Below are 26,640 nucleotides of genomic sequence, written 5' to 3' on the forward strand. Positions count from 1 at the left end.
TACCTAATACCTTTTAAGGAGGTGAAAATTGTGGAAGAGCGTAACGAACAAGTTGTAGAAGAAGTGAAAGAAGCACAAGTTGAAGAAGCCGTAACATCTGAAGACAGCGAAGAAACTGTTGAAGAAAAAAGTGAGGCTGCTCTTTTACAAGAAAAAGTAGATGAATTGCAAGCGAAACTGACGGAAACGGAAGGCCGTATGCTACGTCTACAAGCTGATTTTGAAAATTATAAGCGTCGTGTTCAAATGGATAAACAGGCTGCTGAAAAATATAGAGCACAAAGTCTTGTTTCAGATATTTTGCCAGCTCTTGATAATTTTGAAAGAGCGATGCAAGTGGAAGCAACTGATGAGCAAATGAAGTCCTTATTACAAGGGATGGAAATGGTATATCGTCAATTGTTAGAAGCGATGACAAAAGAAGGTGTAGAAGCGATTGAAGCTGTTGGTAAACAGTTTGATCCTCATGAACACCAAGCTGTTATGCAAGTAGAAGACAGCGAATTTGAATCAAATGCGGTTGTGGAAGAATTCCAAAAAGGTTATAAATTAAAAGACCGTGTAATTCGCCCATCGATGGTAAAAGTAAATCAATAATTTACATAAAAGTAGGAGGATTCGCCATGAGTAAAATTATCGGTATTGACTTAGGTACAACAAACTCTTGTGTAGCTGTTATGGAAGGTGGAGAACCAAAGGTTATCCCAAATCCAGAAGGAAACCGTACAACACCTTCTGTTGTAGCTTTCAAAAATGAAGAACGTCAAGTTGGGGAAGTAGCAAAGCGTCAAGCAATTACAAACCCAAATACAATCATGTCTGTTAAACGTCATATGGGTACAGACTACAAAGTAGAAATTGAAGGTAAAGAATATACACCTCAAGAAATTTCTGCAATCATTTTACAAAACTTAAAAGCTTCTGCTGAAGCATATTTAGGTGAAACAGTAACGAAAGCTGTTATTACAGTACCTGCATACTTCAACGATGCAGAGCGTCAAGCAACGAAAGATGCTGGTCGTATCGCTGGTTTAGAAGTTGAGCGTATCATTAACGAACCAACAGCAGCAGCGCTTGCTTACGGTTTAGAAAAACAAGATGAAGAGCAAAAAATCTTAGTATATGACTTAGGTGGCGGTACATTTGACGTATCTATCCTTGAGTTAGCAGATGGAACATTTGAAGTTATTTCAACTGCTGGTGACAACCGTCTTGGTGGAGATGACTTTGACCAAGTTATCATTGATCACTTAGTAGCTGAGTTCAAAAAAGAAAATAACATTGATTTAAGCCAAGATAAAATGGCACTTCAACGTTTGAAAGATGCAGCTGAAAAAGCGAAAAAAGATCTTTCAGGTGTAACACAAACACAAATTTCATTGCCATTCATTAGTGCTGGGGCTGCTGGTCCATTACACTTAGAATTAACATTAACAAGAGCGAAATTCGAAGAGCTTTCAGCAAACCTTGTTGAAAGAACATTAGAACCAACTCGTCGTGCTTTAAAAGATGCTGGTCTATCTGCAAGTGAATTAGATCGCGTTATCCTTGTAGGTGGTTCTACTCGTATCCCAGCTGTACAAGAAGCTATTAAACGTGAAACTGGTAAAGAACCATATAAAGGTGTAAACCCGGATGAAGTTGTAGCATTAGGTGCTGCAGTTCAAGGTGGCGTACTTACTGGTGATGTAGAAGGCGTACTATTATTAGATGTAACTCCACTTTCTTTAGGTATTGAAACTATGGGTGGTGTGTTCACGAAATTAATCGAGCGTAACACTACAATTCCAACGAGTAAATCACAAGTATTCTCAACAGCTGCTGATAACCAACCAGCAGTAGACATTCACGTATTACAAGGTGAGCGTCCAATGTCAGCTGACAACAAAACGTTAGGACGTTTCCAATTAACGGATATCCCACCAGCACCACGTGGTATTCCACAAATCGAAGTAACATTCGATATTGATGCGAACGGTATCGTTAACGTACGTGCAAAAGATTTAGGAACAAGCAAAGAACAAGCTATTACAATCCAATCTTCTTCAGGTCTTTCTGATGAAGAAGTAGATCGTATGGTAAAAGAAGCAGAAGCAAACGCTGACGCTGACCAAAAACGTAAGGAAGAAGTTGAACTTCGTAACGAAGCTGACCAACTTGTATTCCAAACAGATAAAGTTGTAAAAGATTTAGAAGGTAAAGTAGATGCAGCTGAAGTTGCAAAAGCAACAGAAGCGAAAGAAGCATTACAAGCTGCGATTGAGAAGAACGAGCTTGAGGAAATCCGTGCGAAAAAAGACGCTTTACAAGAAATCGTACAACAACTAACTGTTAAACTATATGAGCAAGCTCAAGCAGCTGCAGGGCAAGCAGAAGGTGCACAAGGAGCACAAGATGCTGGCGCGAAGAAAGACAATGTAGTAGACGCTGAGTTTGAAGAAGTAAAAGAAGACAAGTAATTCAACTTTAAACATAATAAGTAAGATGACAAAAAGTCAAAGTCAAGCGTGCCTTGGCTTTGGCTTTTTTCACGAATGAGAAGGAATGTGTGAGGGTCTTAAGTTTTTTACTTTGCATACTGTAAGTGAGGAAACTTTGTTGCAAAGCACTTTCTTTCGGTGTTAAAATTACGTTTATGTGAAAGATTCGGGGGTTGTAAATTTATGAGTAAACGAGATTATTATGAGGTCCTTGGACTTAGCAAGGGTGCTTCAAAAGATGAAATAAAAAAAGCGTATCGTCGTTTGGCTAAAAAATACCATCCAGACGTAAGTAAAGAAGAAAATGCAATTGAAAAGTTTAAAGAAGTACAAGAAGCATACGAAGTATTAAGCGACGATCAAAAGCGTGCGCAATATGATCAATTTGGTCATGCTGGTGCTAATCAAGGCTTCGGTGGCTTTGGCGGCGGAGGAGACTTCGGTGGTGGCTTCGGTTTTGAAGATATCTTTAGTTCATTCTTTGGCGGCGGTGGCGGCAGACGTCGTGATCCAAATGCTCCGCGCCAAGGTGCTGACTTACAATATCAAGTCACTTTAGATTTTGAAGAAGCTATTTTTGGTAAAGAGTTAAATGTTGAGATTCCAGTAGAAGATCCATGTGATACTTGTAAAGGTAGCGGGGCAAAACCAGGAACTTCAAAAGAAACATGTAAACATTGCTCAGGATCAGGGCAAGTAAGTGTAGAACAAAATACACCATTTGGTCGTATCGTAAACCGTCAAGCTTGCGGTCATTGTTCAGGAACTGGGCAAATCATTAAAGAAAAATGTACGACATGCCACGGTTCTGGTAAAGTTCGTAAACGTAAAAAAATCAATGTTAAAATTCCAGCAGGTATCGATAATGGTCAACAAATCCGCGTATCTGGAAAAGGTGAAGCGGGCGTAAATGGCGGCCCAGCAGGAGATTTATATGTTGTTGTTCATGTAAGAAATCATGAATTCTTTGAGCGCGAAGGAGATCACATTATTTGCGAAATGCCATTAACATTTGCGCAAATGGCACTTGGTGATGAAGTAGAAGTTCCTACTGTTCATGGTAAAGTGAAGCTGAAAATTCCAGCAGGAACACAAACAGGAACAGAATTCCGCCTAAAAGGAAAGGGTGCTCCGAACGTACGTGGATACGGTCAAGGAGATCAATATGTAGTCGTGCGTGTTGTTGTACCGACGAAATTAACTTCACAGCAAAAAGATTTATTGCGTGAATTTGCAGGACAAGAAGAGCAGGATGATAGTTTATTCGGAAAGCTTAAACGTGCTTTCAAAGGGGAATAATGGAAATAAAAAATGGAGTTGGTAAATTGTGAAATGGTCAGAAATTAGTATTCATACAACAGAAGAAGCAGTAGAAGCTGTCTCTCATATTTTACATGAAGCTGGTGCTAGTGGAGTTGCGATTGAGGACCCAGCGGAGTTGACGAAAGAGCGCGAGCAACAATATGGTGAAATTTATGCATTGAACCCAGATGAGTATCCGGCAGAAGGTGTGTTAATAAAAGCATATTTCCCGCAAACGGATTCTTTACATGAAACAATTGCAGGTGTAAAATCATCTATTGATGTGCTTCCATCTTACGACATCGAAATTGGTACTGGAAATATTACCGTTAACGAAGTCAATGAAGAAGATTGGGCTACTGCTTGGAAAAAATATTACCATCCAGTACAAATTTCTGATACATTCACAATTGTACCGACTTGGGAAGAATATACACCATCTTCTCCGGAAGAAAAAATTATTGAATTAGATCCAGGTATGGCGTTTGGGACAGGAACTCATCCAACAACAACGATGTGTATCCGTGCTTTAGAAAAAACAGTACAGCCAGGTAACACAATCATTGATGTAGGAACAGGTTCTGGTGTGCTGAGTATTGCAGCAGCAAAACTAGGTGCGTCTTCTGTTCAAGCATATGATTTAGATCCGGTTGCGGTTGAAAGTGCAGAAATGAATGTACGTTTAAATAAAACAGATGATATCGTGACTGTTGGACAAAATAGTCTTTTAGAGGGTATTGAAGGTCCTGTTGATTTAATCGTAGCTAACTTATTAGCAGAAATTATTCTTTTATTCCCTGAAGATGCAGCAAGAGTTGTGAAGTCAGGCGGATTATTTATTACATCGGGCATTATTGCTGCAAAGGAAAAAGTAATTTCTGAAGCGCTAGAAAAAGCTGGATTTACAATTGAAGAAGTGTTGCGAATGGAAGATTGGGTAGCAATTATTGCACGAAATGCGTAATATAGATTTTAGTTTATAATGAAAAGGGGAGTCTCTCACTATAAGGTGAGGGACTTGCCGTTTGTTATATGAAAAATGATAATGTTTCGTTCTTTTCGTAAGTATTGGCTTACGAAAGGAACGAAACTCTACTAAGGTGATTATATGCAACGTTATTTTGTAGAAGAGAAATATGTAAATGAGACAAGTATTCGCATTGTAGGTGATGACGTACATCATATAGCAAGAGTGATGCGTATGTCAGCTGGTGATCACATTTATTGCTGTGTAAACGGAAAAACAGCCGTATGTTCAATTGATGAAATTACCAGTGAATTTATTCATACGGCTATTGTAGAATGGGTAGAGACGTCAAGTGAACTTCCTGTTTTCGTGACGATTGCAAGTGGACTGCCGAAAGGAGACAAGCTAGAGTTAATTTTTCAAAAAGGAACTGAGCTTGGGGCAGCTGCATTCTTACCATTTCAAGCATCTCGCTCTATCGTAAAATGGGATGCGAAAAAAGCTGATAAAAAAGTTGAGCGTTTAAGAAAAATTGTGAAAGAAGCTGCGGAACAATCACATAGAAGTGAAATTCCAGAAGTACACACCCCAGCATCGTTTAAACAATTGCTGTCAATGAGTGGTGAGTATGATGTTTGCCTTGTTGCTTACGAAGAGGAAGCGAAACAAGGCGAGAAATCTAATTTTGCGAAAGCTTTAACGATGATGAAACCAGGTCAAAAGCTATTGATTGTATTTGGCCCAGAAGGCGGTTTAGCTGAGGAAGAGATTACAGCGCTTCGTGAACATAAATTTGTACCATGTAGTTTAGGACCAAGAATTTTAAGAACAGAAACGGCGCCGTTATACGCGTTAAGTGCTGCTTCGTATCATTTTGAATTGATGGGGTGATGATCAATGTCAACTGTTGCGTTCCATACGTTAGGTTGTAAAGTAAACCACTATGAAACAGAAGCCATTTGGCAATTGTTTAAACAAGGTGGATATGAAAGAACTGAATATGAAAAGAAAGCTGATGTATATGTTATCAATACATGTACAGTAACAAATACGGGAGATAAGAAAAGTCGTCAAGTTATTAGACGTGCTGTTCGTCAAAACCCAGATGCGGTTATTTGTGTAACGGGATGTTATGCACAAACATCTCCAGCGGAAATTATGGCGATTCCAGGTGTAGATATTGTAGTTGGTACACAAGATCGTGAAAAGATGTTAGGATACATCGAAGAATTCCGTAAAGAGCGTCAGCCAATTAATGCTGTCCGCAACATTATGAAAACACGTGTATACGAAGAACTGGATGTACCTTACTTCACGGATCGTACACGTGCATCTTTAAAAATACAAGAAGGTTGTAATAACTTCTGTACATTCTGTATTATTCCTTGGGCGCGTGGTTTAATGCGTTCTCGCGATGGGAAAGAAGTTATTAAACAAGCGCAGCAATTAGTAGATGCAGGCTATAAGGAAATCGTATTAACAGGTATTCATACAGGTGGATACGGTGAAGATATTAAAGATTATAACTTAGCTGGATTACTTCGTGATATGGAAGCGGAAGTAGACGGATTAAAACGTCTTCGTATTTCTTCTATTGAAGCGAGTCAGATTTCAGATGAAGTAATTGAAGTGTTAGATAAGTCTGAAGTAGTTGTACGTCATTTACACATTCCGTTGCAATCTGGATCTAATACTGTATTAAAGCGTATGCGTCGTAAATATACGATGGAATTTTTCCAGGAGCGCTTAGATCGTTTGAAAGAAGCGTTACCAGGTCTTGCGATTACATCAGACGTAATCGTTGGTTTCCCAGGTGAAACAGAAGAAGAATTCATGGAAACATACAATTTCATTAAAGAGAATCGCTTCTCTGAGTTGCACGTATTCCCGTACTCAAAACGTACAGGAACACCTGCAGCGCGTATGGAAGATCAAGTTCCTGAAGATGTGAAGAATGATCGTGTTCACCGTTTAATTGAACTATCTAATCAATTAGCGAAAGAGTATGCATCACAGTTTGAAGGAGAAGTACTTGAAATTATTCCAGAAGAACAATTTAAAGAGGGCGACCGTGAAGGCCTATATGTAGGTTATACAGATAACTACTTGAAAATTGTATTTGAAGGATCAGAAGAATTAATCGGTAAATTAGTGAAAGTAAAAATCACAAAAGCTGGTTATCCATATAACGAAGCGCAATTTGTTCGTGTCCTTGAAGATGATGTGAAAAAGGAATCAGCAAGCGCATAAAGTGAAACTTTAATGAGCGTGGGATTCATTCCCCGCTCATTATTAGCCCGCACCAATCGGGATAAAAAAGCATGCAAACGGAAACGATTTGCATGCTTTCTTTTTTAGTGGAGAAGTTAAGTACTGAAAATGTACGAAATGAGTAGTTTTTCCGTACGTTTCTGCATGAAAAAAGGTATAATGACAAAAATATAGTTGCCTTCAGGGGAAAAGATAACATCTATCTGCATAGTTTTTGAAAAAGGAAGAGCATCTATTCTTCTTTTATTCTGTCAAATAGTTGACCTGAAGTGATAAAATGTATTATAATCGTAAAAGACATGCTGAAGAAGTGTTTCTTTTTGCATGCTGGAGTTAGTATGTAAGTGTGATGTTTCGGAGGGAGGGAAAGAGAATGTCAAAAACAGTCGTTCGTAAAAACGAGTCTTTGGAGGATGCACTTCGCCGTTTTAAAAGATCGGTTTCTAAAACTGGTACACTTGCTGAAGCAAGAAAGCGCGAGTTTTATGAAAAACCAAGTGTAAAACGTAAGAAGAAATCTGAAGCGGCAAGAAAGCGTAAATTCTAAGAGAGGGTGTAAGTTATGAGTCTTCTCGGTCGTTTAAACGATGATATGAAACAAGCGATGAAGAATAAACAAAAAGAAAAATTAACCGTCATTCGTATGGTTAAGGCTGCTTTACAAAATGAAGGTATTAAACTACAGCATACTCTTACTGAAGAAGAGGAACTAACAGTTTTAGCTCGTGAAGTAAAACAGCATAAGGACTCCCTCCTTGAATTTAAAAAAGCTGGTCGTGAAGACCTTGTTAATAAACTGCAAAGTGAAATTCAGATTTTAAGCGCATATTTGCCGGAGCAATTAACGGAAGAAGAGCTAGTTGATATAATCAAGCAAGTTATTTCTGAAGTTGGTGCGACGTCTAAAGCAGATATGGGTAAGGTGATGACTGCTGTTATGCCGAAAGTAAAAGGTAAAACAGATGGATCGCTTGTGAATAAGCTGGTTATCCAGCTATTAGCATAAAAAAACGTCTCATTTCGTATGAGACGTTTTTTTATGCTTTTTTCAGTTTGGACGTGATATTACAAGCTCTTTTTTCATACATATGGGATGAGAGGGGGTCTTTTGGGATGAAAAAATTAGAACAAATGAAGAATTGGTTAACGAAGCAAATAGACCTACCAGTGGATGTGCTAATGGATCTACCTCGGATCACGCTTGTTGGGCAAGTGCATATCTATATAGAAAATCATCGAGGTTTATTAGTGTTTTCAGATAAAGAAGTAAGATTGTTGTTAAAACATGGTCAGTTATTGATTAAGGGGCAGTCCTTTGTTATTAAAACAATCCTTCCGGAAGAACTTTTGCTTGAAGGGATAATTGAGCAAGTGACGTTTTTAGAAGACGAACAGAAAGAGAAGTAAGGGAAACTTCCATATGTGAAGTTTTTCTTCTTTATTCTAATGATTTGTCCCTACTATTTAAGTTTATCCCGCTTTAATGGGCAGTAAGCCCCCGCCTCAAAATTCAGCGAAAGCAAAGAAGTTAGGTGGGGGTCGGGCTATCCATTAAAGTCCAATTGGTGAGGGCTGATTAAAGTCTCACTTTATCCCGCTATTTATGGAAAATAAAACTCTTTATTTCATTTTCGTACGAGCTATTTTGCTAATTAAAGTGAAAAGTAGTGTGTCTACTTTTGGAAAGGTAGTGAAGGTAGTAGATGAAAAATAAATGGTTTATAAAGTGGCTTGGATATGTGAAGGTACGAATTGAAGGTAGAGGAGCGGAGCGGTTTGTTAACGAATGTGTGCGTAGAAAATTATTAGTTTGGGACGTTAAGAAAATCGCCGATGAAACGTTAGTCTTTTGTATGCTATTACGAGATGTGAAAAAAATAAAGCCGATTTATAGAAAAAATGAGTGTAAACTATATTTTATTGGGCGTTACGGTTTTCCATTTTGGAATAAGCGCTTAATTAAAAATAGTGGATTCTTAATTGGTTTTTTAATTTTCTTCTTTGGTATGATTGCATTATCGAATATGGTTTGGAAAATTGAAATTACGGGAGCGAAACCTGAAACAGAATATATATTGATGAAAGAATTGGACAAAATGGGTATTAAAAAAGGAAAATTACAATTCCAAATGCCTAGTGTAGAAGATGTACAACGTCATTTGACGGACAATATTAATGCGATTACTTGGGCAGGACTAGAAGTAAGGGGAACGACGTACCATTTTAAAATTGTTGAAAAAAATGAGCCGAAAAAAGAAAAAGAACAAAGGCCGCAAAATTTAGTGGCAAAAAAAGAAGCGATTGTTACAAAAACATTTGTTGAAGTTGGAAAACCAGTCGTTTTAAAAAATGATCATGTAGAAAAAGGGCAGCTTCTCGTATCAGGGATATACGGTAATGAGGAGAGTCCAACCATTGTTTCGGCGAAAGGTATTGTATATGGAGAAACGTGGTACACATCTGAGGTGAATGTACCACTCAAGACGCAATTTCAAGTATATACTGGTAATACGTATAATGAGCATTACCTTACATTTGGGAGTACAAAAATAAAAATATGGGGATTTCAGCATGATAAGTATAAACGTTCTCGTACGGAAAGTGTAAAACATGATGTGAAATTATTTGGTTTTACACTGCCGATTGCATATGAAAAAGATGTAGTGCGAGAAGAGGAAGAGGCGAACCGAGAATATACAGAAAAACAGGCAATGAAAGTAGCGAAAGAAATGGCCGAAAAAGAACTAAAGAAAAAATTGGATGAACATGCTATGATTGTAAGTGATAAGATTTTGAGTAAAGAGGTTGAGGCGGATCAACTAAAAGTCACTTTGCATTATACTGTGATTGAAAATATTGCAGAGCCACAACCAATATCCGAATCCGATATTAAAGGAGACTGAGTAATGGCAGAACAATTAGTAGAAATGAACCAACAATTGGAAAATACTAACGAAGCAATTGCTCTTTTTGGAGTCAATGATGCTCATTTGAAAGTAATTGAACGGGAACTGAATGTATCAATCGTAACTAGAGGTGAAACTGTTCATGCATCTGGAGCAGTTGAAACTGTGACACTCGTAGAAAAAATCTTACAACAACTACTTGTTGTTATTCGAAAAGGTGTGTCAATTACAGAAAGAGATGTTGCGTATGCAATTCAGCTCGCACAACAAGGGAAAATTGCTCAATTTGAAGAGTTATATGAAGAAGAAATCTTTAAAACGGCAAAAGGTAAATCCATTCGTGTAAAAACGATGGGACAAAGAAGATATATTCATGCAATGAAGAAAAATGATATTGTATTTGGAATAGGACCTGCCGGGACTGGGAAAACATACTTAGCTGTAGTAATGGCTGTAAGAGCTTTAAAGCAAGGGTATGTAAAGAAAATCATTTTAACGAGACCGGCTGTAGAAGCTGGAGAAAGTTTAGGATTTTTACCAGGTGATTTGAAAGAGAAGGTAGATCCGTACTTACGTCCATTGTATGATGCTCTGCACGATATTCTTGGACAAGAATATACGCAGCGTATGATGGAGAGAGGTGTAATTGAAATCGCGCCTCTTGCTTATATGAGAGGACGTACGCTCGATGATTCATTTGTTATTTTAGATGAAGCGCAAAATACAACGGGTGCACAAATAAAAATGTTTTTAACTAGATTAGGTTTTAGTTCTAAAATGGTTATTACGGGGGACCCTTCACAAGTAGACTTACCAAAGGGGGTAAAATCAGGGCTTACGCTAGCCGCTAACATTTTATTTGGTGTATCAGGTCTTTCATTCATTACGTTAGAACAAACGGACGTTGTAAGGCATCCACTGGTACAACGTATTATTGAGGCATATGATAAAATGGAATGATCCTATTTGTCAGGATCATTTCTTTTTGTATTAAGGTTGGCGAACGGCATATTTTTTACTATCATAAAAGATAAGAGAAATAAACTATAGGTACTGGTGTATAAAAATGTTACCTAAAAGTATCGTTGGCTAGAAGAAATGAAAGCTATAAATAGTTTCACTTTATTTCTAGAGAGGAGAAGGTATTGAAATCATGTTAAGATCTCAAGAAATTTCTAAGTGGTTTCGTAATTTACAACATTCGAAAAAACTAAGTTGGATTTCTTACGTTTTATTAGGAGCAATGCTGTTTTTCGCACTTATGAATAATGTGAAACCAGAGCAATTAGATGTTGATATGTATTCTATTGCGAAAAAAACAATTCATTCTCCTATTAAAATTGAAGATAAGGTTATAACGGAAAGAAAAAAACAAGAGGCCGCTCAAAAAGTCGGGGATCAATATACATATAGAAGTGAATATAAACAAAATAGAGTAGATATTGTAAATGATGTTTTTGCTAAGGTGAATGAAGTAATTCAGGAGATGAAAGCTGCTGGACCTGAAGAGCAAAAAAAGATGACCGATGCGAATAAATTAGAAAAGTTGAAGAAGAAGTTGCCATCTAATTTAACGAAGGAATTATCGGATGAGAATTTATTATACTTTATTAATGCAGAACCGGATCAATTAGAATTAGCAAAGAATGCGGCTTTAACGTCTGTTAGCGTTATCATGGGTGGAAATATTAAAATGTCCGAAGAAATGGCAGCGAAAGAGCGATTTGTTAATGAAATGAAAAGCCTGAATGTGAATAGCGGATTGAAAGAAGCTGTGAATGCGCTAGGATCATATGCGATTACAGCAAATTATTTCTATGACCCGGCTGTAACGAAAGAGAAGAAGAAAGCAGAAGAAGATTTAGTTCCACCTGTTTATATTCTTCAAGGACAAGTTATTGTTAGAGAAGGTGAAACAATTTCAAGTGATATGTATAATCAGTTGAAATTAGTCGGTTTATTAGAAAAAGGTAATAGTTTTCAGCCTTATGTTGGATTAGCGGTGCTCATTGGTGTGTTACTATACTTTATGCATAAACAGTTTGAAGTATTTTTACAGCGGAAAAGAGAAGACAAACCGTACATTTTAGCGTATATTACAATTTTGTCTATCACGATTGTTTTAATGAAAATTATTAGTTTGTTTCAAAAGCTTGAATATGCAGGAATTGCGTATGTTGTCCCAGTTGCGATGGGAACGATACTTGTAAAACTAATGATTGGCGATCGATTTGTATTTTTAACAAGTATGATTTTTTCTGTGTGCGGAAGTATTATGTTTAATGAAGGAGTAACAAGTACACTAAATTATAGTGTAGGCATTTATGTTTTATTAAGTTCATTATCAGTGAGCATTTTCTTAAGAGAAAAAAATCGTCGTACGATGATTTTACAAGCTGGTATACTCGTTTCAATCTTAAATGTAGTCGTCTTGGCGGCGTTATTATTATTACGTAATGGGAATTTTTCGCCTCTTGGAATTGGTACCCAATTATTAATGGCTTCCCTTTCAGGAATTATCTCATCCGTTTTGGCTATGGGGATATTACCATATTTAGAAAGTGGACTTGGAATTGTATCAAGTATGAAGCTTATGGAATTATCAAGTCCGAATCATCCGCTGTTGCGTAGAATTTTATTAGAAGCGCCAGGGACATATCACCATAGTGTAATGGTAGCAAATCTTTCTGAGGCGGCTTGTGAAGCAGTTGGAGCAAATGGTGTATTAGCGCGTGTAGGGGCTTACTATCATGATGTAGGAAAAACAGTACAACCACAATTCTTTATTGAAAACCAGATGGGAATTGAAAATCCGCATGATAAATTAGATCCTGTGACGAGTAAAGATATTATCATTGCTCATGTAACCGATGGAGTAAAGATGCTTGAAGAATACCATATTCCGCAAGAAATTATCGATATTGCTGGACAACACCATGGTACAACGCTCCTGAAATATTTTTATTATAAGGCGATTAAAGAAGATAAAGAAAAATATACAGAAGAGATGTTCCGTTATCCGGGATCAAAAGCAACTTCTAAAGAATCGGCAATCGTTGGTATTGCGGATAGTGTTGAGGCAGCGGTACGTTCTATGAATCACCCAACGCCAGATCAAATTAATAATTTAGTACAAAGTATTATTAAAGATCGCCTGCAAGATGGGCAATTTAGTGAATGTGATTTGACATTTAAGGAACTACAAATCGTTGGAAAAACGTTATGTGAAACGTTAAATGGTATTTTCCATTCGCGTATTACATATCCGGAACCACCGGAAGATAAGGAGAAAGAATGAGTTTATTAATTGATTTCATTGATGAAACAGAAGAAGTGAAAGAAGAGTATGTGAATTTAATTCGTGAGATATTAGGAAAAGCAGCTCAAATGGAAAAAATAGAGGATGGTGCAGAGTTATCAGTAACATTTGTAGATAACGAACGCATTCGCGAGATTAATCGTGATTACCGAGATAAGGATCAGCCTACTGATGTCATTTCTTTTGCTATGGAAGAAATGGGAGAAGGAGAAATGGAAATTGTAGGTGTAGAGATGCCGCGTATGTTAGGTGATCTTATTATTTCTATTCCGAGAGCGAAAGAACAAGCTGAAGAGTATGGACATTCTTTTGATCGTGAACTTGGCTTTTTAGCGTTACATGGCTTTTTACATTTACTTGGTTATGACCACATGACAGAAGAGGATGAAAAAGAAATGTTCGGAAGACAAAAAGAAATTTTAGAAGCATTTGGATTAGGACGATGAAAAAAGGAAAACTTATAGATAGTTTTGGGTATGCTATAGTCGGTATATTCTTTTGTCTTCGTCATGAACGAAATATGAAAATTCATTATTTAGCCGCAGTTGTTGTTATATGCTGCGGCTTTTATTTCCATATTACAAAAGTAGAATGGATGGTATTACTTATTGTAATAGGAATTGTAATGAGTTTAGAGATGGTAAATACGGCTGTGGAAAAAACAGTAGATTTAGCGACTACCGATATACATCCGTTTGCGAAAGTCGCAAAGGATGTCGCGGCGGGAGCGGTTTTATTGTTCGCGATAATAGCCGTTATAATTGGTGCTATTATCTTTTTACCGTATGTGGTATAGTTGCATTCCAAAGCTTTTCTTAAGCTTTGAAGGTGCCGTAAAGGCCTTTAATAAGAGAGTGTATCTATTCACAGCTGTGAACAGGAAGGATGCGGGAATATGAATGGTCAACAATTAATTCAAGAAGCAATCGAAGCGCGTAAACAAGCGTACGTACCATATTCTAAATTTCAAGTAGGTGCAGCATTATTAACGCAGGATGGAAAAGTATATCGTGGATGTAATGTTGAGAATGCTTCATATGGCTTATGTAACTGTGCAGAAAGAACAGCTTTATTTAAGGCGGTTTCTGAAGGAGATAAAGAGTTTGTAGCTATCGCAATTGTGGCGGATACGAAGCGTCCAGTACCTCCTTGTGGAGCATGTCGACAAGTTATGGTAGAATTATGTAAACAGGATACGAAAGTATACCTATCAAATTTACATGGTGACGTTCAAGAGACAACAGTCGGGGAATTGTTACCAGGAGCATTTTTAGCGGAGGATTTACATGAATAGAAAAGGTTATAAATCAGGTTTTGTCTCTATTATTGGCAGACCGAATGTTGGGAAATCTACATTTTTAAATCGTATTATTGGTCAAAAAATTGCTATTATGAGTGACAAGCCACAAACAACTCGTAATAAAATTCAAGGTGTATATACAGAAAATGATTCACAAGTAATTTTTATTGATACACCAGGAATACATAAACCGAAACATAAACTAGGCGACTTCATGGTGAAGATGGCGCAAACGACATTAAAAGAAGTTGATATCGTTTTATTTATGGTGAATGCTGTTGAAGGCTTTGGTCGTGGTGAAGAATTCATCATCGAGAAGTTAAAAGAAACGAAACAACCAGTATTTTTAGTTATTAATAAAATTGACCAAGTTCACCCAGAACAATTATTAGAGCTAATTGATCAATATCGCAAATTACATGACTTTGCAGAAATCGTACCAATTTCTGCATTAGACGGTAATAACGTAGAGGCCCTAATTGGTAAAATTAAAAAGTATTTACCGGAAGGACCACAATACTACCCAGATAATCAAGTAACGGATCATCCGGAGAGATTTATTATTGCAGAGCTTATTCGTGAGAAAGTACTACATTTAACACGTGAAGAAGTGCCGCATTCTGTAGCTGTTGTTATCGATGCAATTCAAAAACGTGAGGGCGGGGCAGTTTATATTAATGCAACGATTGTTGTGGAACGTCCGTCGCAAAAAGGGATTATTATCGGAAAACAAGGGAAGATGTTAAAAGAAGTCGGTAAGCGAGCTCGTTTTGATATTGAAGCATTACTTGGTTCTAAAGTATTTTTAGAAGTATGGGTAAAAGTGCAAAAAGATTGGCGTAATAAAATGTCTCAGCTTCGTGACCTTGGTTTCCGCGAAGACGAGTATTAAAATAGAGTAAAGCTGTAATCAGCGGATGTTTTGTTCATCCGCTGATTATTGGTTTTTACGAGTTTTGATAAATTAGGAAAAATTTTCCTCACATGAAAATGGACAAAATGGGTCAATTTAATAACAACAAAGGAAATTGGTTTATAGGCTACGCTTATTGAGAAAGGTGGATTCTTATGCTAGATTTTACCTGGAAGTTTTTCTCCAAAACAGGAAGTATTGAGACGTATTTGCTTTTGAAAGAAATGGAAAAAGACGTAAACGATGAGATGGATCAACATGAAGAGGAGCTAGCGCATCTAGACTCTCCAATTTCTTGACCCGTTTTGTTCAAACCTTGGATGGTGACGAACATGTTTCAAAAAGTTGAGGGCATCGTTATCCGTACGACAGATTACGGAGAAACGAACAAGATTGTTACAATATTCTCAAGAGAATTGGGTAAGGTAAGTGCAATGGCAAGAGGAGCGAAAAAACCAAAAAGCCGGTTAGCATCTGTTTCGCAACTTATGACACATGGTCATTTTCTTATTCAAATGGGATCTGGACTTGGAACTTTGCAACAAGGCGAGATTATTTCAACTATGAAAGAAATTCGCGAGGATATATTTTTAACTGCTTATGCATCATTTATTGTTGAGTTAACTGATAAAGCAACAGAAGATAAAAAACATAATCCATATTTATTTGAAATGTTATATCAAACGTTGCATTATATGTGTGAGGGTGTTGATCCAGAAGTATTATCATTAATTTATCAAACGAAAATGCTTCCGGTATTAGGGATGCGCCCGTACTTTGATACATGTGCGATTTGTCATCAAGAAACAGATTTTGTCGCCTTCTCTGTTAGGGAGGGCGGCTTTCTGTGCTCACGTCATGCTGAGCAAGATCAGTATCGTATACCAGTGGGGGAAGCCGTTCATAAATTATTACGTCTTTTCTACCACTTCGATTTACATAGACTTGGCAATGTATCAGTGAAGGATAGCACAAAAAAACAAATGCGTTTAGTATTGAATACATATTATGATGAATATTGCGGGATTTATTTGAAATCAAGACGTTTCTTAGAACAACTTGATAAGTTTCAAATATAATTTGGGGCCGTATACGGTCCTTTTTACATCCTTTCTTTTTCGAATAGCATATTTAGTATATAATATTTAAGAGATAGTATAACTTTTTTCGTTGTGCATTAAAGGTGGTGATTATCATAGAGCTGAATAAACGGCAAGAACATATCATTCAGATTGTAAAAGATCACGGTCCTATTACAGGGGAGTCAATTGCTGCGCAATTGGGATTAACACGTGCAACGCTAAGACCAGACTTAGCAATTTTAACGATGGCTGGTTATTTAGAAGCACGTCCACGCGTAGGTTATTTTTATACGGGTAAAACTGGGGGGCAGTTATTATCTGAAGCTGTTAAGAAAATTAAAGTACAAGATTATCAATCTAGACCGGTTGTAATTGATAAAAATGTATCGGTATACGATGCGATTTGTACTATGTTTTTAGAGGATGTAGGTACATTATTCGTTGTAGATCAATCGACTCTATTAGTAGGCGTTGTATCTCGTAAAGATTTATTACGAGCTAGCTTAGGGAAGCAGGATTTAACCTCACTTCCGGTTAATATTATCATGACAAGGATGCCAAACATTGCGATGTGTCGTAGAGAAGATTCTTTATATGATATTGCGATGGAATTAATAGAAAGACAGATTGATGCGATGCCAGTTGTAAAAGATACGAAACAAGGTTTAGAAGTGGTTGGACGAATTACAAAAACAAATATTACACGTGCGTTTGTAAACTTAGTAAATAACGAATAAGTGTAATTTGTTTAAAGTGAGGTAATGTAATGGATAATAAAATCGTATATGTCGTATCTGACTCTGTAGGAGAAACGGCTGATTTGGTTGTTCGAGCAGCAATGGGGCAATTCCCATTTGCTCCTGATATTAGACGTGTGCCGTATGTAGAAGATACAGGGACATTAAAAGAAGTGATATCGATTGCTAAGAGCAATCAAGCACTTATTTGTTTTACGTTAGTAAAGCCTGACATGCGCCAATATTTAGTGACAGAGGCTGCAAAAGAAGGTGTAGAGGCATATGATATTATTGGTCCTCTAATCGATCAAATTGAAGAAATTACCGGGCAAGTGCCTAGATATGAGCCTGGTGTTGTTCGTAGGTTAGATGAAGAATACTTTAAAAAGATTGAAGCGATTGAGTTTGCTGTGAAGTATGATGATGGTAGAGATGCACGGGGTATTTTAAAAGCAGATATCGTGTTAATTGGGATTTCGCGCACATCAAAAACACCACTTTCTCAATATTTAGCTCATAACAAACGTTTGAAAGTTGCCAACGTACCACTAGTACCAGAAGTAGATCCGCCTGAAGAATTATATCAAGTGGCTAAAGAAAAATGCTTTGGTTTGAAAATTACGCCAGAGAAGTTAAATCATATTCGAAAAGAGCGATTGAAATCACTTGGACTAAGTGATGGAGCAACATATGCCAATATTAATCGTATTAAAGAAGAGATTGATCACTTTGAGAATGTAGTTAGTAAAATAAATTGTCAAGTAATTGATGTATCGAACAAAGCGATTGAAGAAACAGCTAACATTATTGTGAATGCAGTGCAAAACCAAAAAATGTTTTAGCACATTTACCAAAGGTGAATGTGCTTTTTTCGCTCGTGAGAAACACAGTGCCTGCTGATTTCGTAATAGATGATAGCGAAGTGGTTATGCTTATATTTTTCGGTCTTTTTATTATGCTAAAGGTAGGGTTTAGCTATCCTGAAATAGAAGATGAAAAAATAAAGGGATATGTAGCGTAGTTGAAGAAAATATATTATAATAAAAAATTGTGATAAAAACCTATATTTTACGTTTAGACTTTAATTTTTCAGAATAAACTAGGGATAGGATTTAAGAAATGACATGTAATTACGTTAAATCGACAAAATCTATACAAGAAAACGCACATTATGGAAGGATTCGCAGAAGGGATGTAGAATACAGAAATATGCAAAACATCAATATGGTATGAGTTGATGCAGATGCATATACTGTGAAGGCTGACAATTGTGCGAGCTGGAACGAAATTTCATGTCAAAATTTTGTTTGTCACATCGTATGCTCATCGTTTAAGGAAGCAGCGAGGGAATTTGGATCTATGTAGATGCTGAATAAGCAAAAGTTGATTTCTTTATATGTATCAACATGCAAAAAACAGATCTCGTGATCACATAGGATATGATGCTTGCTAGTCTTCTTATGAAAAAGTGCATATGTATTGTCTCCATGAGGTACATTTGTAATAGATGAGCAAATGGATACAATTTTATATAGTAGGTACGTATCTGCGAAGTTACGCAGAAAAGGGTCTGCAAAATCGCTTGATAACGTGATCGACAACATTTTCTAATAAGTTTAGAAAAAATATTGTCGAATTATAAAGGAATTTTTTAATTTATATCGAATACAAAATACGACACGGAGATGGAGTTATGGGGAACAGAATTCCTGAAGAAGTTGTTGAACAAATTCGGACATCATCCGATATTGTCGAAGTGATTGGTGAATACGTTCAACTTAGAAAACAGGGACGTAACTATTTCGGCCTTTGTCCGTTTCATGGTGAGAATTCTCCTTCATTCTCTGTTTCATCTGACAAGCAAATTTTTCATTGCTTCGGATGTGGAGAAGGTGGAAATGTATTTTCCTTTCTAATGAAAATGGAAGGACTGGCTTTTACCGAAGCTGTTCAAAAGCTAGGTGAAAGAAATGGAATTGCGGTTGCAGAGTATACATCAGGGCAAGGACAACAAGAAGACATATCTGATGACACTGTCATCATGCAACAGGCTCATGAACTTTTGAAAAAGTATTATCATCATTTATTAGTAAATACAGAAGAAGGAAATGAAGCACTTTCGTATTTGTTAAAACGTGGTATTACAAAAGAGATGATTGAGAAGTTTGAAATTGGTTATGCGTCACCTGCTTGGGATGCAGCAACGAAAATCTTACAAAAAAGAGGTTTATCGCTATCAAGTATGGAACAAGCTGGTCTTCTCATAAGAAGCGAGAAGGATGGTAGTCATTATGATCGCTTCCGTGGAAGAGTTATGTTTCCAATCTATACGTTACAAGGTAAAGTGATAGCGTTTAGTGGAAGGGCATTAGGAGATGACACTCCGAAATATTTAAATAGCCCAGAAACACCAATTTTTCACAAAAGTAAATTGTTGTATAACTTCCACCAAGCGAGGCCGTTTATTAGAAAACGTGGGCAAGTGGTCCTTTTTGAAGGGTATGCTGACGTACTAGCTGCGGTAAAAAGTGGTGTGGAAGAAGCTGTTGCGACAATGGGAACAGCTTTAACTGAAGAACAAGCAAAACTTCTGCGACGTAACGTTGAAACTGTTGTTCTTTGCTATGATGGTGATAAAGCAGGGCGAGAAGCGACGATGAAAGCAGGGCAATTATTGTTGCAAGTTGGTTGCCAAGTGAAAGTTACATCCTTGCCAGATAAGCTTGATCCTGATGAATATGTGCAACAATATGGGACAACTGCTTTTGAAAATCTTGTGAAATCAAGTATAAGTTTTGTTGGTTTTAAAATAAATTATTTGCGTTTAGGGAAAAATTTGCAAGATGAGTCGGGCAAAGAAGAGTATGTGAAAAGTGTTTTAAAAGAGTTATCGTTGTTACAGGATGCGATGCAGGCAGAATCATATTTGAAGTCATTATCGCAAGAATTTTCGTATTCAATGGAAACACTTTTGAATCAATTGCACCAATATCGCAAAGAACAAAAGGTACAGCAAAAACAAGTAAAGCAGGTTTCTAAGCCGTCTCAAATTGTTCAAACAAAACCGAAGTTAACAGGTTTTGAAAGGGCAGAAAGAGAAATTATTTACCATATGTTGCAAAGTCCAGAAGTGGCCGTTCGTATGGAATCCCACATAGAAGATTTTCATACAGAAGAACATAAAGGGATTTTATATGAACTATACGCATATTATGAAAAGGGAAATGAACCTTCAGTCGGAACATTTTTAAGTTGGCTCTCTGATGAAAAGTTGAAAAATATTATTACTGATATTTCGACGGATGAATTTATTAATCCAGAATACACAGAAGAAGTGTTACAAGGCCATTTGGAGACGCTTAGACGTCATCAAGAAAAACTTGAAAAGATGGAAATCATCTTCAAGATAAAACAAATGGAAAAAACAGATCCTGTAGAGGCTGCTAAATATTATGTAGCATATTTACAAAATCAAAAAGCGAGAAAATAGCTTTTTTGATAAATTTTTAGTATAATGAATGTTTGTATCTCGCGTAAGGAGGGGAACAGATGGCTGACAAACCAGCTCGTTCTAAACAAATTGAAACTGAAATGACCCTTGAGCAAGTGAAAGAACAACTCACTGAGCTCGGAAAAAAACGTGGCGTTCTTACATATGAAGAGATTGCAGAACGCATGAATGGATTTGAAATTGAATCCGATCAAATGGATGAATACTATGAATATTTAGGTGAACAAGGGATTGACTTAGTTGGCGACAATGACGACGAAGGCCCTAATAATCGCCAAATAGCAAAATCGGAAGAAGAATTCGACCTCAATGATTTAAGTGTACCACCAGGGGTTAAAATCAACGATCCTGTTCGTATGTATTTAAAAGAAATTGGTCGTGTAGATTTACTATCTGCAGAAGAAGAAATTCGACTTGCAACGCGTATTGAAGAAGGCGATGAAGAAGCGAAACGTCGTCTTGCAGAAGCAAACTTACGTCTTGTAGTAAGTATTGCAAAGCGCTACGTGGGCCGTGGTATGCTTTTCTTAGACTTAATCCAAGAAGGGAATATGGGTCTAATTAAAGCGGTTGAAAAGTTCGATTATCGTAAAGGTTTCAAATTTAGTACGTATGCAACTTGGTGGATTCGCCAAGCAATTACACGTGCGATTGCAGACCAAGCAAGAACAATTCGTATCCCAGTTCATATGGTTGAAACGATTAATAAGTTAATTCGTGTACAACGTCAATTATTACAAGATTTAGGACGTGAACCATCTCCTGAAGAGATTGGTGAAGAAATGGATCTTGCTCCAGAAAAAGTACGTGAAATCTTGAAAATTGCACAGGAGCCAGTTTCTCTTGAAACACCGATTGGTGAAGAAGATGACTCCCATTTAGGTGATTTCATTGAAGACCAAGAAGCAACATCGCCTGCGGACCATGCAGCGTATGAATTGCTAAAAGAACAATTAGAAGATGTGTTAGATACACTAACAGATCGTGAAGAAAATGTTCTACGTCTTCGTTTTGGTTTAGATGATGGACGAACTCGTACGCTTGAAGAAGTTGGGAAAGTATTCGGCGTAACGAGAGAACGTATCCGTCAAATTGAAGCAAAAGCACTTCGTAAATTGAGACATCCAAGCCGTAGTAAGCGTCTTAAGGATTTCTTAGAATAGGCTACCTTTAAGTTTACTTCACTTTTGTGAAGTAAACTTTTTTATTTTGTTAATTTTTGTTAAACTTTAGCTGTCAGCAACTATTACAATTTCTTGTAATTTATTTTACAGAATTGTCTTTTGATTTGCAAATGCTCATTTTTCGATTTTTCGATTAATTTTGTTTATTCTATACAAAAATATATGTAGAAAAGTGAAAAATATGATGAGAAACGTTAATAATTATCGAAATAATAAGCGATATAACAATAAAAAACAATAAACTGAATTTATGGAATATTTTTAACGATTAGTAGTTTACTCTTTTCTGATAGAGCGTTTTCAAGTACAATGGAAATGACTGAATCATCTAACTATTTAGGGGTATAGAGGGGGGAGAAGAGATATGAAACGTAATCCGCTGATTCCGTTCGCTCTTATTGCAGCATTGGGTATTATCGTTATGTTTGTATTTTCATTTCAGGGGCTAAATAAATCTAAAGAGTTAGCTGATGCAAAAAATGGCGGGAAGCCAGCACAAACAGCATCCAAGCCAGAGGATATTGTGAAGCAAAGCTGTACGAGCTGCCACGGTGATCAGTTACAAGGGGCGGTAGGACCTAATTTACAAAAAATTGGTGGGAAACTTTCAAAGGATGAAATTAAAGAAATTCTTTCGAAAGGAAAAGGAAATATGCCACCGAATATAGTTCCAGCTGATCAAGCCGCTAAAGTAGCTGATTGGTTATCGAAGAAAAAATAAAGTTCCGTATGGCAAGCCTTTTGCTTAAGCAAAAGGCTTGTTTTTCTATATTTTCTAAAATACGATGAATGATAGAGAAGTGAATTGTTGTTATAGGCTTGCAACAACTACTATAAATTCATTATCATGGAGACAGACTGACAAGAGAAGGAGTAATGGAAATACATGAATGAAGTAAAGCTTTCAAAACGATTAGAAGAAGTTGTGCGTGAAATACCAGTAGGATCTACAGTTGCCGATATTGGATCGGATCATGCGTATTTACCGTGTTATACAATTATAAATAATATTGCTACTAAAGCAGTTGCTGGAGAGGTTGTAGATGGACCATTTCGCTCTGCGCAGGCAACTGTAGCTGAAAGTGGCTTACAAGATAAAGTAGATGTGCGTAAAGGGAATGGATTAGCTGTTATCGCGCCAGGAGAAGTAGATGTAATTACGGTTGCCGGAATGGGCGGAGCGTTAATTCGTGATATTTTAGAAAGTGGTAAAGAAAAATTAGAAGGTGTAACACGTTTAATCTTACAGCCGAATATTGCAGCGCATCACATTCGTGAATGGTTTATTGCGAATGGATGGGAGCTTATCCATGAAAAAATCGTAAAAGAAGATGGGAAAATTTACGAGATTTTAGTAGGGGAGCGAGGAAATATCACGGTTCCTTACTCTGAAAATAAACAGGCTGAATTATTTATGGGACCATTTTTAATGAAAGAAAAAAGTGAAGCTTTCGTTGAAAAGTGGGAAGGAGAATTAAAAAACTTCCAAAATATTTTAAAGCAGTTAGAACGTGCGGCTGATTCTGAAGAAACAAAAGCGAAGCGTGCGGAAGTAGAAGCGAAAATGAAAATGATAGGGGAGGTTTTATCATGAGTAAAATTCCAAATGGCCATGAAATTATTTCGTTATTTGAAAGTATGTATCCGAAGCATTTGGCGATGGAAGGAGATAAGATTGGCTTGCAGATTGGAGCGCTTAATAAACCCGTGCAGCACGTATTAATTGCGTTAGATGTAACGGAAGAAGTTGTGGATGAAGCAATTCAATTAGGAGCGAATGTCATTATTGCGCATCATCCTTTAATTTTTAACCCGCTAAAAGCGATTCATACAGATAAGGCATATGGGAAAATTATTGAAAAGTGTATTAAAAATGATATTGCAATCTATGCCGCACATACAAATGTGGATGTTGCTAAGGGCGGGGTAAATGATTTACTTGCTGAGGCGTTAGGATTGCAAAATACAGAAGTTTTGGCACCGACATATGCAGAAGAAATGAAAAAAATTGTTGTGTTTGTGCCTGAAACTCATGCAGAAGAAGTACGAAAAGCATTAGGAGACGCAGGTGCTAGTCATATCGGCAATTATAGTCACTGTACGTTTAATAGCGAGGGTACAGGTACGTTTGTACCTCAAGAGGGGACAAATCCTTATATCGGGGAAACTGGACAGTTAGAGCGCGTAGAAGAAGTGCGGATCGAAACGATTATTCCAGCTTCATTACAACGAAAAGTGATTAAAGCAATGGTAACAGCACATCCATATGAAGAAGTAGCCTATGATGTGTATCCACTTGATAACAAAGGTGAAACGTTAGGGCTTGGAAAAATAGGGTATTTACAAGAAGAAATGACACTTGGACAGTTTGCGGAACATGTAAAGCAATCGTTAGATGTAAAGGGTGCGCGAGTTGTTGGGAAATTAGATGATAAAGTGCGCAAAGTAGCTGTACTTGGTGGCGATGGTAACAAATACATCAATCAAGCTAAATTTAAAGGTGCGGATGTATATGTAACAGGTGACATGTATTATCATGTTGCCCATGATGCGATGATGCTCGGTTTAAATATCGTCGACCCAGGACATAACGTTGAAAAGGTAATGAAGCAAGGTGTACAAAAGCAATTACAAGAAAAAGCAGATGCAAAGAAACTGAATGTACATATTCATGCTTCGCAGTTACATACAGATCCATTTACATTTGTATAAGAAAAATAAAAAACCGTTGCTCATATAGGCAACGGTTTTTATTATTGTTCTTTTTTCACTTTTACACGAGGTAATATTTTTTGTAACGGTACTTTTCGAACTCTTTCCCATGTAGCAGGATTCATTGGGTCATATTGCTCTAAGAAAGCGATAACCTCTTTTGTAATTGGTGTTGGAGTAGAAGCGCCTGCTGTAACAGCTACGTTCTCGACACCTTGTAGCCATTCTAATTTGATTTCACTTACGTCCGCAACGCGGTATGCTTTCGTACCAGCGATTTCTTGCGATACTTGTGCTAAACGGTTTGAGTTATTACTTTTCGGGTCACCGACAACAATTGTTAAGTCTGCAACATCAGCTTGTTTGGCAACCGCTTCTTGGCGAACTTGAGTTGCTAAACAAATTTCCTTATGGAACTCTGCTGTTGGGAATTTCTTCTGAATGTCCTCCATTAAATGTTGAACATCCCATTGACTCATCGTTGTTTGATTTGTAACTAAAATTTTATCCGTTGGAATTTCTAATGTTTTTAAATCATCGGCTCTTTCGATAAGATGAACGATGTCAGGTGCGATACCAACTGCGCCTTCTGGTTCTGGATGATTTTTTTTGCCAATATAAATGACATGGTAACCTTCAGCTTTCTTTGCTTCAATAAGGTCATGTGTTTTTGTAACATCTGGGCAAGTGGCATCGATTGTTGTTAAACCTTTTTCTTTTGCACGTTGTTTAACTTCTGGAGAAACACCGTGTGCAGTGAAAATAACAGTACCAGAATCGATTTTATCTAAAATGTCTAATCGACTTGGACCATCTAGTGTGATGATGCCATCTTCTTCGAACGCATCTGTTACATGTTTGTTGTGAACAATCATACCTAAAATATAAATAGGTCTTGGTAATGATGTATCTAATGCGGCGTTACGTGCAATAACCATCGCGTCCACAACACCGTAGCAATAACCACGAGGGGAAATTTTAACAATTTTCATACGAGTAATCCTCTCCTTCTAAACAAGGGATACTTTTGTGCATAGTCTTTTACATTATAAAGGAGGAGTGGATAGAAAACAAAGGATTGTTACACATATAGTTTTGGTTTTGTTGCTATTTTTTGAACAGGCTCCTCTCGTACTTCTTTTTCTATGACTGGCTCAATCACCATTTTTTTTCTTTTTCTTTTTTTGGATGGAGGATGTGGAGTTGCTACCTCAACCTTTTCTGTTACGTCTTCAGTTTGATCTTCGGTTGGATTTTCTTCCGTACTTTTTCCAGAGGTTAGAATTTTAACAATGCTTGGTAGGTTACGCATAATGGGACCGTACTGTTCGACGACAGGGCTTACAGATTGAACGACTTGTGATACTTTTTCGATATTATTTATCATATTAGTTGGATTCGAAATTAAATTCGAAAAAAAACTACCGATGCCGCTACTTGATGTGTCTGTATTTGCTGCACCGCCGCGCGTGTCGTTTGATTCATACATTTGAGGAGGGATCATTTGCTCGGGATGTTGCTGCATGTATGGTTGATATTGCTGTTGATATTGTTGCGGGTATTGGTGTTGGTATTGTTGCTGATATTGCTGTCGATATTGAGGTGGCGGTTGCTGGTGCATCATTGGCGGTCCTTCCATTTGTCGATAAGGCGGAACCATTTGCATGAAAGCTTCGGTTGGATCGTGTTTTTTAAAGAGTTTAGCAAGAAATCCTTTCTTTTTTTGTGCCATCGGTGGTAGTTGTGGAATTGGATATGGTGTATAAGGTTGCTGCCCTGGATTCGGATACATTTGCCTCATGGGGGATTTTGGAAACATGTGAGAAATCCTCCTTTCTTCAGTTAGGTATATACACATACAATATGCAATAAGAGGGAAGAAGGTTAGTTTTTGAAGTAAAAACCTAAACTAAAGATGGATTTTACTTGTAGATTTCGATATAATGTAGACTTGAC

General features: G+C 37.1%; 28 protein-coding genes. 26 read left to right on the forward strand and 2 right to left on the reverse strand.

Translation table 11 applies throughout. From position 1 onward, the window contains the following. Positions 1–30 precede the first annotated feature (30 nt). The 26 genes from grpE to PDQ33_RS04785 all read left to right on the forward strand — a co-directional run bounded on the left by grpE (position 31) and on the right by PDQ33_RS04785 (position 24,684). Complete coding sequence (gene grpE, locus PDQ33_RS04660; RefSeq protein WP_044793782.1) at positions 31–597, forward strand: nucleotide exchange factor GrpE; 567 nt, start codon at positions 31–33, stop codon at positions 595–597. A 26-nt stretch (positions 598–623) separates the two neighbouring features. Continuing rightward, positions 624–2,459: a chaperone protein DnaK gene (dnaK, locus tag PDQ33_RS04665; RefSeq protein WP_000034690.1), complete on the forward strand. Its 1,836-nt coding sequence runs from the start codon at positions 624–626 to the stop codon at positions 2,457–2,459. 204 nt (positions 2,460–2,663) lie between these two features. Beyond that, positions 2,664–3,779 (forward strand): chaperone protein DnaJ, encoded by a 1,116-nt coding sequence (gene dnaJ / locus PDQ33_RS04670; protein ID WP_000043935.1) that lies wholly within the window; start codon positions 2,664–2,666, stop codon positions 3,777–3,779. A 28-nt stretch (positions 3,780–3,807) separates the two neighbouring features. Next, positions 3,808–4,746 (forward strand): 50S ribosomal protein L11 methyltransferase, encoded by a 939-nt coding sequence (gene prmA, locus PDQ33_RS04675; protein WP_000872108.1) that lies wholly within the window; start codon positions 3,808–3,810, stop codon positions 4,744–4,746. 144 nt (positions 4,747–4,890) lie between these two features. Beyond that, complete coding sequence (locus PDQ33_RS04680) at positions 4,891–5,640, forward strand: 16S rRNA (uracil(1498)-N(3))-methyltransferase (RefSeq protein ID WP_001190152.1); 750 nt, start codon at positions 4,891–4,893, stop codon at positions 5,638–5,640. Positions 5,641–5,646: 6 nt separating this feature from the next. Next, the gene (gene mtaB / locus PDQ33_RS04685; protein WP_000108677.1) at positions 5,647–6,999 is read left to right on the forward strand and encodes a tRNA (N(6)-L-threonylcarbamoyladenosine(37)-C(2))-methylthiotransferase MtaB; all 1,353 of its coding nucleotides are present in this window, start codon (positions 5,647–5,649) and stop codon (positions 6,997–6,999) included. Positions 7,000–7,393: 394 nt separating this feature from the next. Then, complete coding sequence (gene rpsU / locus PDQ33_RS04690; RefSeq protein WP_000048061.1) at positions 7,394–7,567, forward strand: 30S ribosomal protein S21; 174 nt, start codon at positions 7,394–7,396, stop codon at positions 7,565–7,567. Between the two features lie 15 nt (positions 7,568–7,582). Then, a complete protein-coding gene (locus PDQ33_RS04695; protein WP_000054571.1) occupies positions 7,583–8,026 on the forward strand; it encodes a GatB/YqeY domain-containing protein in 444 nt (147 codons plus the stop codon). Positions 8,027–8,133: 107 nt separating this feature from the next. Then, positions 8,134–8,427: a sporulation protein YqfC gene (yqfC, locus tag PDQ33_RS04700; RefSeq protein ID WP_000732266.1), complete on the forward strand. Its 294-nt coding sequence runs from the start codon at positions 8,134–8,136 to the stop codon at positions 8,425–8,427. A 296-nt stretch (positions 8,428–8,723) separates the two neighbouring features. After that, entirely contained in the window at positions 8,724–9,923 is a 1,200-nt protein-coding gene (gene yqfD / locus PDQ33_RS04705; RefSeq protein ID WP_270754895.1) for a sporulation protein YqfD, read from the forward strand. Positions 9,924–9,926: 3 nt separating this feature from the next. After that, the gene (locus tag PDQ33_RS04710; protein WP_270754893.1) at positions 9,927–10,886 is read left to right on the forward strand and encodes a PhoH family protein; all 960 of its coding nucleotides are present in this window, start codon (positions 9,927–9,929) and stop codon (positions 10,884–10,886) included. A gap of 193 nt (positions 10,887–11,079) precedes the next feature. Continuing rightward, complete coding sequence (locus tag PDQ33_RS04715) at positions 11,080–13,224, forward strand: HD family phosphohydrolase (protein ID WP_270392658.1); 2,145 nt, start codon at positions 11,080–11,082, stop codon at positions 13,222–13,224. Next, on the forward strand, positions 13,221–13,691 hold the full coding sequence (ybeY, locus tag PDQ33_RS04720) for an rRNA maturation RNase YbeY (protein WP_000054692.1): 471 nt from the start codon (positions 13,221–13,223) through the stop codon (positions 13,689–13,691). Before PDQ33_RS04715 ends, ybeY begins: the two co-directional genes overlap by 4 nt. Next, entirely contained in the window at positions 13,688–14,041 is a 354-nt protein-coding gene (locus PDQ33_RS04725) for a diacylglycerol kinase family protein (protein ID WP_000715482.1), read from the forward strand. Before ybeY ends, PDQ33_RS04725 begins: the two co-directional genes overlap by 4 nt. 99 nt (positions 14,042–14,140) lie before the next feature. Beyond that, entirely contained in the window at positions 14,141–14,539 is a 399-nt protein-coding gene (locus tag PDQ33_RS04730) for a cytidine deaminase (protein ID WP_001014347.1), read from the forward strand. Then, the gene (gene era / locus PDQ33_RS04735; RefSeq protein ID WP_270392655.1) at positions 14,532–15,437 is read left to right on the forward strand and encodes a GTPase Era; all 906 of its coding nucleotides are present in this window, start codon (positions 14,532–14,534) and stop codon (positions 15,435–15,437) included. Before PDQ33_RS04730 ends, era begins: the two co-directional genes overlap by 8 nt. 176 nt (positions 15,438–15,613) lie before the next feature. Beyond that, the gene (locus tag PDQ33_RS04740; RefSeq protein ID WP_000883924.1) at positions 15,614–15,757 is read left to right on the forward strand and encodes a YqzL family protein; all 144 of its coding nucleotides are present in this window, start codon (positions 15,614–15,616) and stop codon (positions 15,755–15,757) included. Between the two features lie 33 nt (positions 15,758–15,790). Further along, entirely contained in the window at positions 15,791–16,537 is a 747-nt protein-coding gene (gene recO / locus PDQ33_RS04745; protein WP_000487010.1) for a DNA repair protein RecO, read from the forward strand. A gap of 107 nt (positions 16,538–16,644) precedes the next feature. Beyond that, a complete protein-coding gene (locus tag PDQ33_RS04750) occupies positions 16,645–17,277 on the forward strand; it encodes a helix-turn-helix transcriptional regulator (RefSeq protein WP_000583759.1) in 633 nt (210 codons plus the stop codon). A gap of 29 nt (positions 17,278–17,306) precedes the next feature. Next, a complete protein-coding gene (locus PDQ33_RS04755; RefSeq protein WP_000368943.1) occupies positions 17,307–18,119 on the forward strand; it encodes a pyruvate, water dikinase regulatory protein in 813 nt (270 codons plus the stop codon). A 47-nt stretch (positions 18,120–18,166) separates the two neighbouring features. Continuing rightward, a complete protein-coding gene (locus PDQ33_RS04760) occupies positions 18,167–18,298 on the forward strand; it encodes a hypothetical protein (RefSeq protein WP_270406385.1) in 132 nt (43 codons plus the stop codon). 672 nt (positions 18,299–18,970) lie between these two features. Then, complete coding sequence (gene dnaG / locus PDQ33_RS04765) at positions 18,971–20,767, forward strand: DNA primase (protein ID WP_000528216.1); 1,797 nt, start codon at positions 18,971–18,973, stop codon at positions 20,765–20,767. Positions 20,768–20,826: 59 nt separating this feature from the next. After that, the gene (gene rpoD, locus PDQ33_RS04770) at positions 20,827–21,951 is read left to right on the forward strand and encodes an RNA polymerase sigma factor RpoD (RefSeq protein WP_270392654.1); all 1,125 of its coding nucleotides are present in this window, start codon (positions 20,827–20,829) and stop codon (positions 21,949–21,951) included. 385 nt (positions 21,952–22,336) lie between these two features. Further along, positions 22,337–22,693 (forward strand): cytochrome c550, encoded by a 357-nt coding sequence (gene cccA / locus PDQ33_RS04775; RefSeq protein WP_000828145.1) that lies wholly within the window; start codon positions 22,337–22,339, stop codon positions 22,691–22,693. 165 nt (positions 22,694–22,858) lie between these two features. After that, positions 22,859–23,566 (forward strand): tRNA (adenine(22)-N(1))-methyltransferase, encoded by a 708-nt coding sequence (locus PDQ33_RS04780; RefSeq protein WP_001006536.1) that lies wholly within the window; start codon positions 22,859–22,861, stop codon positions 23,564–23,566. Continuing rightward, positions 23,563–24,684 (forward strand): Nif3-like dinuclear metal center hexameric protein, encoded by a 1,122-nt coding sequence (locus PDQ33_RS04785; protein ID WP_270754888.1) that lies wholly within the window; start codon positions 23,563–23,565, stop codon positions 24,682–24,684. Before PDQ33_RS04780 ends, PDQ33_RS04785 begins: the two co-directional genes overlap by 4 nt. Positions 24,685–24,725: 41 nt before the next feature. On the opposite strand, the gene PDQ33_RS04790 is transcribed toward PDQ33_RS04785, so the two are convergent. Both PDQ33_RS04790 and vrrA read right to left on the reverse strand, forming a co-directional pair. After that, complete coding sequence (locus PDQ33_RS04790) at positions 24,726–25,676, reverse strand: 4-hydroxy-3-methylbut-2-enyl diphosphate reductase (RefSeq protein WP_000706669.1); 951 nt, start codon at positions 25,674–25,676, stop codon at positions 24,726–24,728. An 89-nt stretch (positions 25,677–25,765) separates the two neighbouring features. Continuing rightward, complete coding sequence (gene vrrA, locus PDQ33_RS04795) at positions 25,766–26,503, reverse strand: VrrA/YqfQ family protein (protein WP_000484140.1); 738 nt, start codon at positions 26,501–26,503, stop codon at positions 25,766–25,768. Positions 26,504–26,640 lie beyond the last annotated feature (137 nt).

Origin of the sequence: Bacillus cereus group sp. Bc031, from assembly GCF_027716265.1 — a bacterium.
Taxonomy (GTDB): domain Bacteria; phylum Bacillota; class Bacilli; order Bacillales; family Bacillaceae_G; genus Bacillus_A; species Bacillus_A paranthracis.

What these genes read in the sequence shown, in the direction of transcription:
- rpoD (WP_270392654.1), top strand. Translation starts at nt 20,827, where the DNA reads ATGGCTGACAAACCAGCTCGTTCTAAACAAATTGAAACTGAAATGACC.
- ybeY (WP_000054692.1), top strand. Translation starts at nt 13,221, where the DNA reads ATGAGTTTATTAATTGATTTCATTGATGAAACAGAAGAAGTGAAAGAA.
- PDQ33_RS04725 (WP_000715482.1), top strand. Translation starts at nt 13,688, where the DNA reads ATGAAAAAAGGAAAACTTATAGATAGTTTTGGGTATGCTATAGTCGGT.
- dnaJ (WP_000043935.1), top strand. Translation starts at nt 2,664, where the DNA reads ATGAGTAAACGAGATTATTATGAGGTCCTTGGACTTAGCAAGGGTGCT.
- PDQ33_RS04790 (WP_000706669.1), bottom strand. Translation starts at nt 25,676, where the DNA reads ATGAAAATTGTTAAAATTTCCCCTCGTGGTTATTGCTACGGTGTTGTG.
- era (WP_270392655.1), top strand. Translation starts at nt 14,532, where the DNA reads ATGAATAGAAAAGGTTATAAATCAGGTTTTGTCTCTATTATTGGCAGA.
- vrrA (WP_000484140.1), bottom strand. Translation starts at nt 26,503, where the DNA reads ATGTTTCCAAAATCCCCCATGAGGCAAATGTATCCGAATCCAGGGCAG.
- yqfC (WP_000732266.1), top strand. Translation starts at nt 8,134, where the DNA reads ATGAAAAAATTAGAACAAATGAAGAATTGGTTAACGAAGCAAATAGAC.
- PDQ33_RS04785 (WP_270754888.1), top strand. Translation starts at nt 23,563, where the DNA reads ATGAGTAAAATTCCAAATGGCCATGAAATTATTTCGTTATTTGAAAGT.
- PDQ33_RS04780 (WP_001006536.1), top strand. Translation starts at nt 22,859, where the DNA reads ATGAATGAAGTAAAGCTTTCAAAACGATTAGAAGAAGTTGTGCGTGAA.
- mtaB (WP_000108677.1), top strand. Translation starts at nt 5,647, where the DNA reads ATGTCAACTGTTGCGTTCCATACGTTAGGTTGTAAAGTAAACCACTAT.
- recO (WP_000487010.1), top strand. Translation starts at nt 15,791, where the DNA reads ATGTTTCAAAAAGTTGAGGGCATCGTTATCCGTACGACAGATTACGGA.
- PDQ33_RS04715 (WP_270392658.1), top strand. Translation starts at nt 11,080, where the DNA reads ATGTTAAGATCTCAAGAAATTTCTAAGTGGTTTCGTAATTTACAACAT.
- PDQ33_RS04755 (WP_000368943.1), top strand. Translation starts at nt 17,307, where the DNA reads ATGGATAATAAAATCGTATATGTCGTATCTGACTCTGTAGGAGAAACG.
- PDQ33_RS04730 (WP_001014347.1), top strand. Translation starts at nt 14,141, where the DNA reads ATGAATGGTCAACAATTAATTCAAGAAGCAATCGAAGCGCGTAAACAA.
- PDQ33_RS04710 (WP_270754893.1), top strand. Translation starts at nt 9,927, where the DNA reads ATGGCAGAACAATTAGTAGAAATGAACCAACAATTGGAAAATACTAAC.
- yqfD (WP_270754895.1), top strand. Translation starts at nt 8,724, where the DNA reads ATGAAAAATAAATGGTTTATAAAGTGGCTTGGATATGTGAAGGTACGA.
- cccA (WP_000828145.1), top strand. Translation starts at nt 22,337, where the DNA reads ATGAAACGTAATCCGCTGATTCCGTTCGCTCTTATTGCAGCATTGGGT.
- PDQ33_RS04695 (WP_000054571.1), top strand. Translation starts at nt 7,583, where the DNA reads ATGAGTCTTCTCGGTCGTTTAAACGATGATATGAAACAAGCGATGAAG.
- PDQ33_RS04680 (WP_001190152.1), top strand. Translation starts at nt 4,891, where the DNA reads ATGCAACGTTATTTTGTAGAAGAGAAATATGTAAATGAGACAAGTATT.
- rpsU (WP_000048061.1), top strand. Translation starts at nt 7,394, where the DNA reads ATGTCAAAAACAGTCGTTCGTAAAAACGAGTCTTTGGAGGATGCACTT.
- PDQ33_RS04740 (WP_000883924.1), top strand. Translation starts at nt 15,614, where the DNA reads ATGCTAGATTTTACCTGGAAGTTTTTCTCCAAAACAGGAAGTATTGAG.
- dnaG (WP_000528216.1), top strand. Translation starts at nt 18,971, where the DNA reads ATGGGGAACAGAATTCCTGAAGAAGTTGTTGAACAAATTCGGACATCA.
- dnaK (WP_000034690.1), top strand. Translation starts at nt 624, where the DNA reads ATGAGTAAAATTATCGGTATTGACTTAGGTACAACAAACTCTTGTGTA.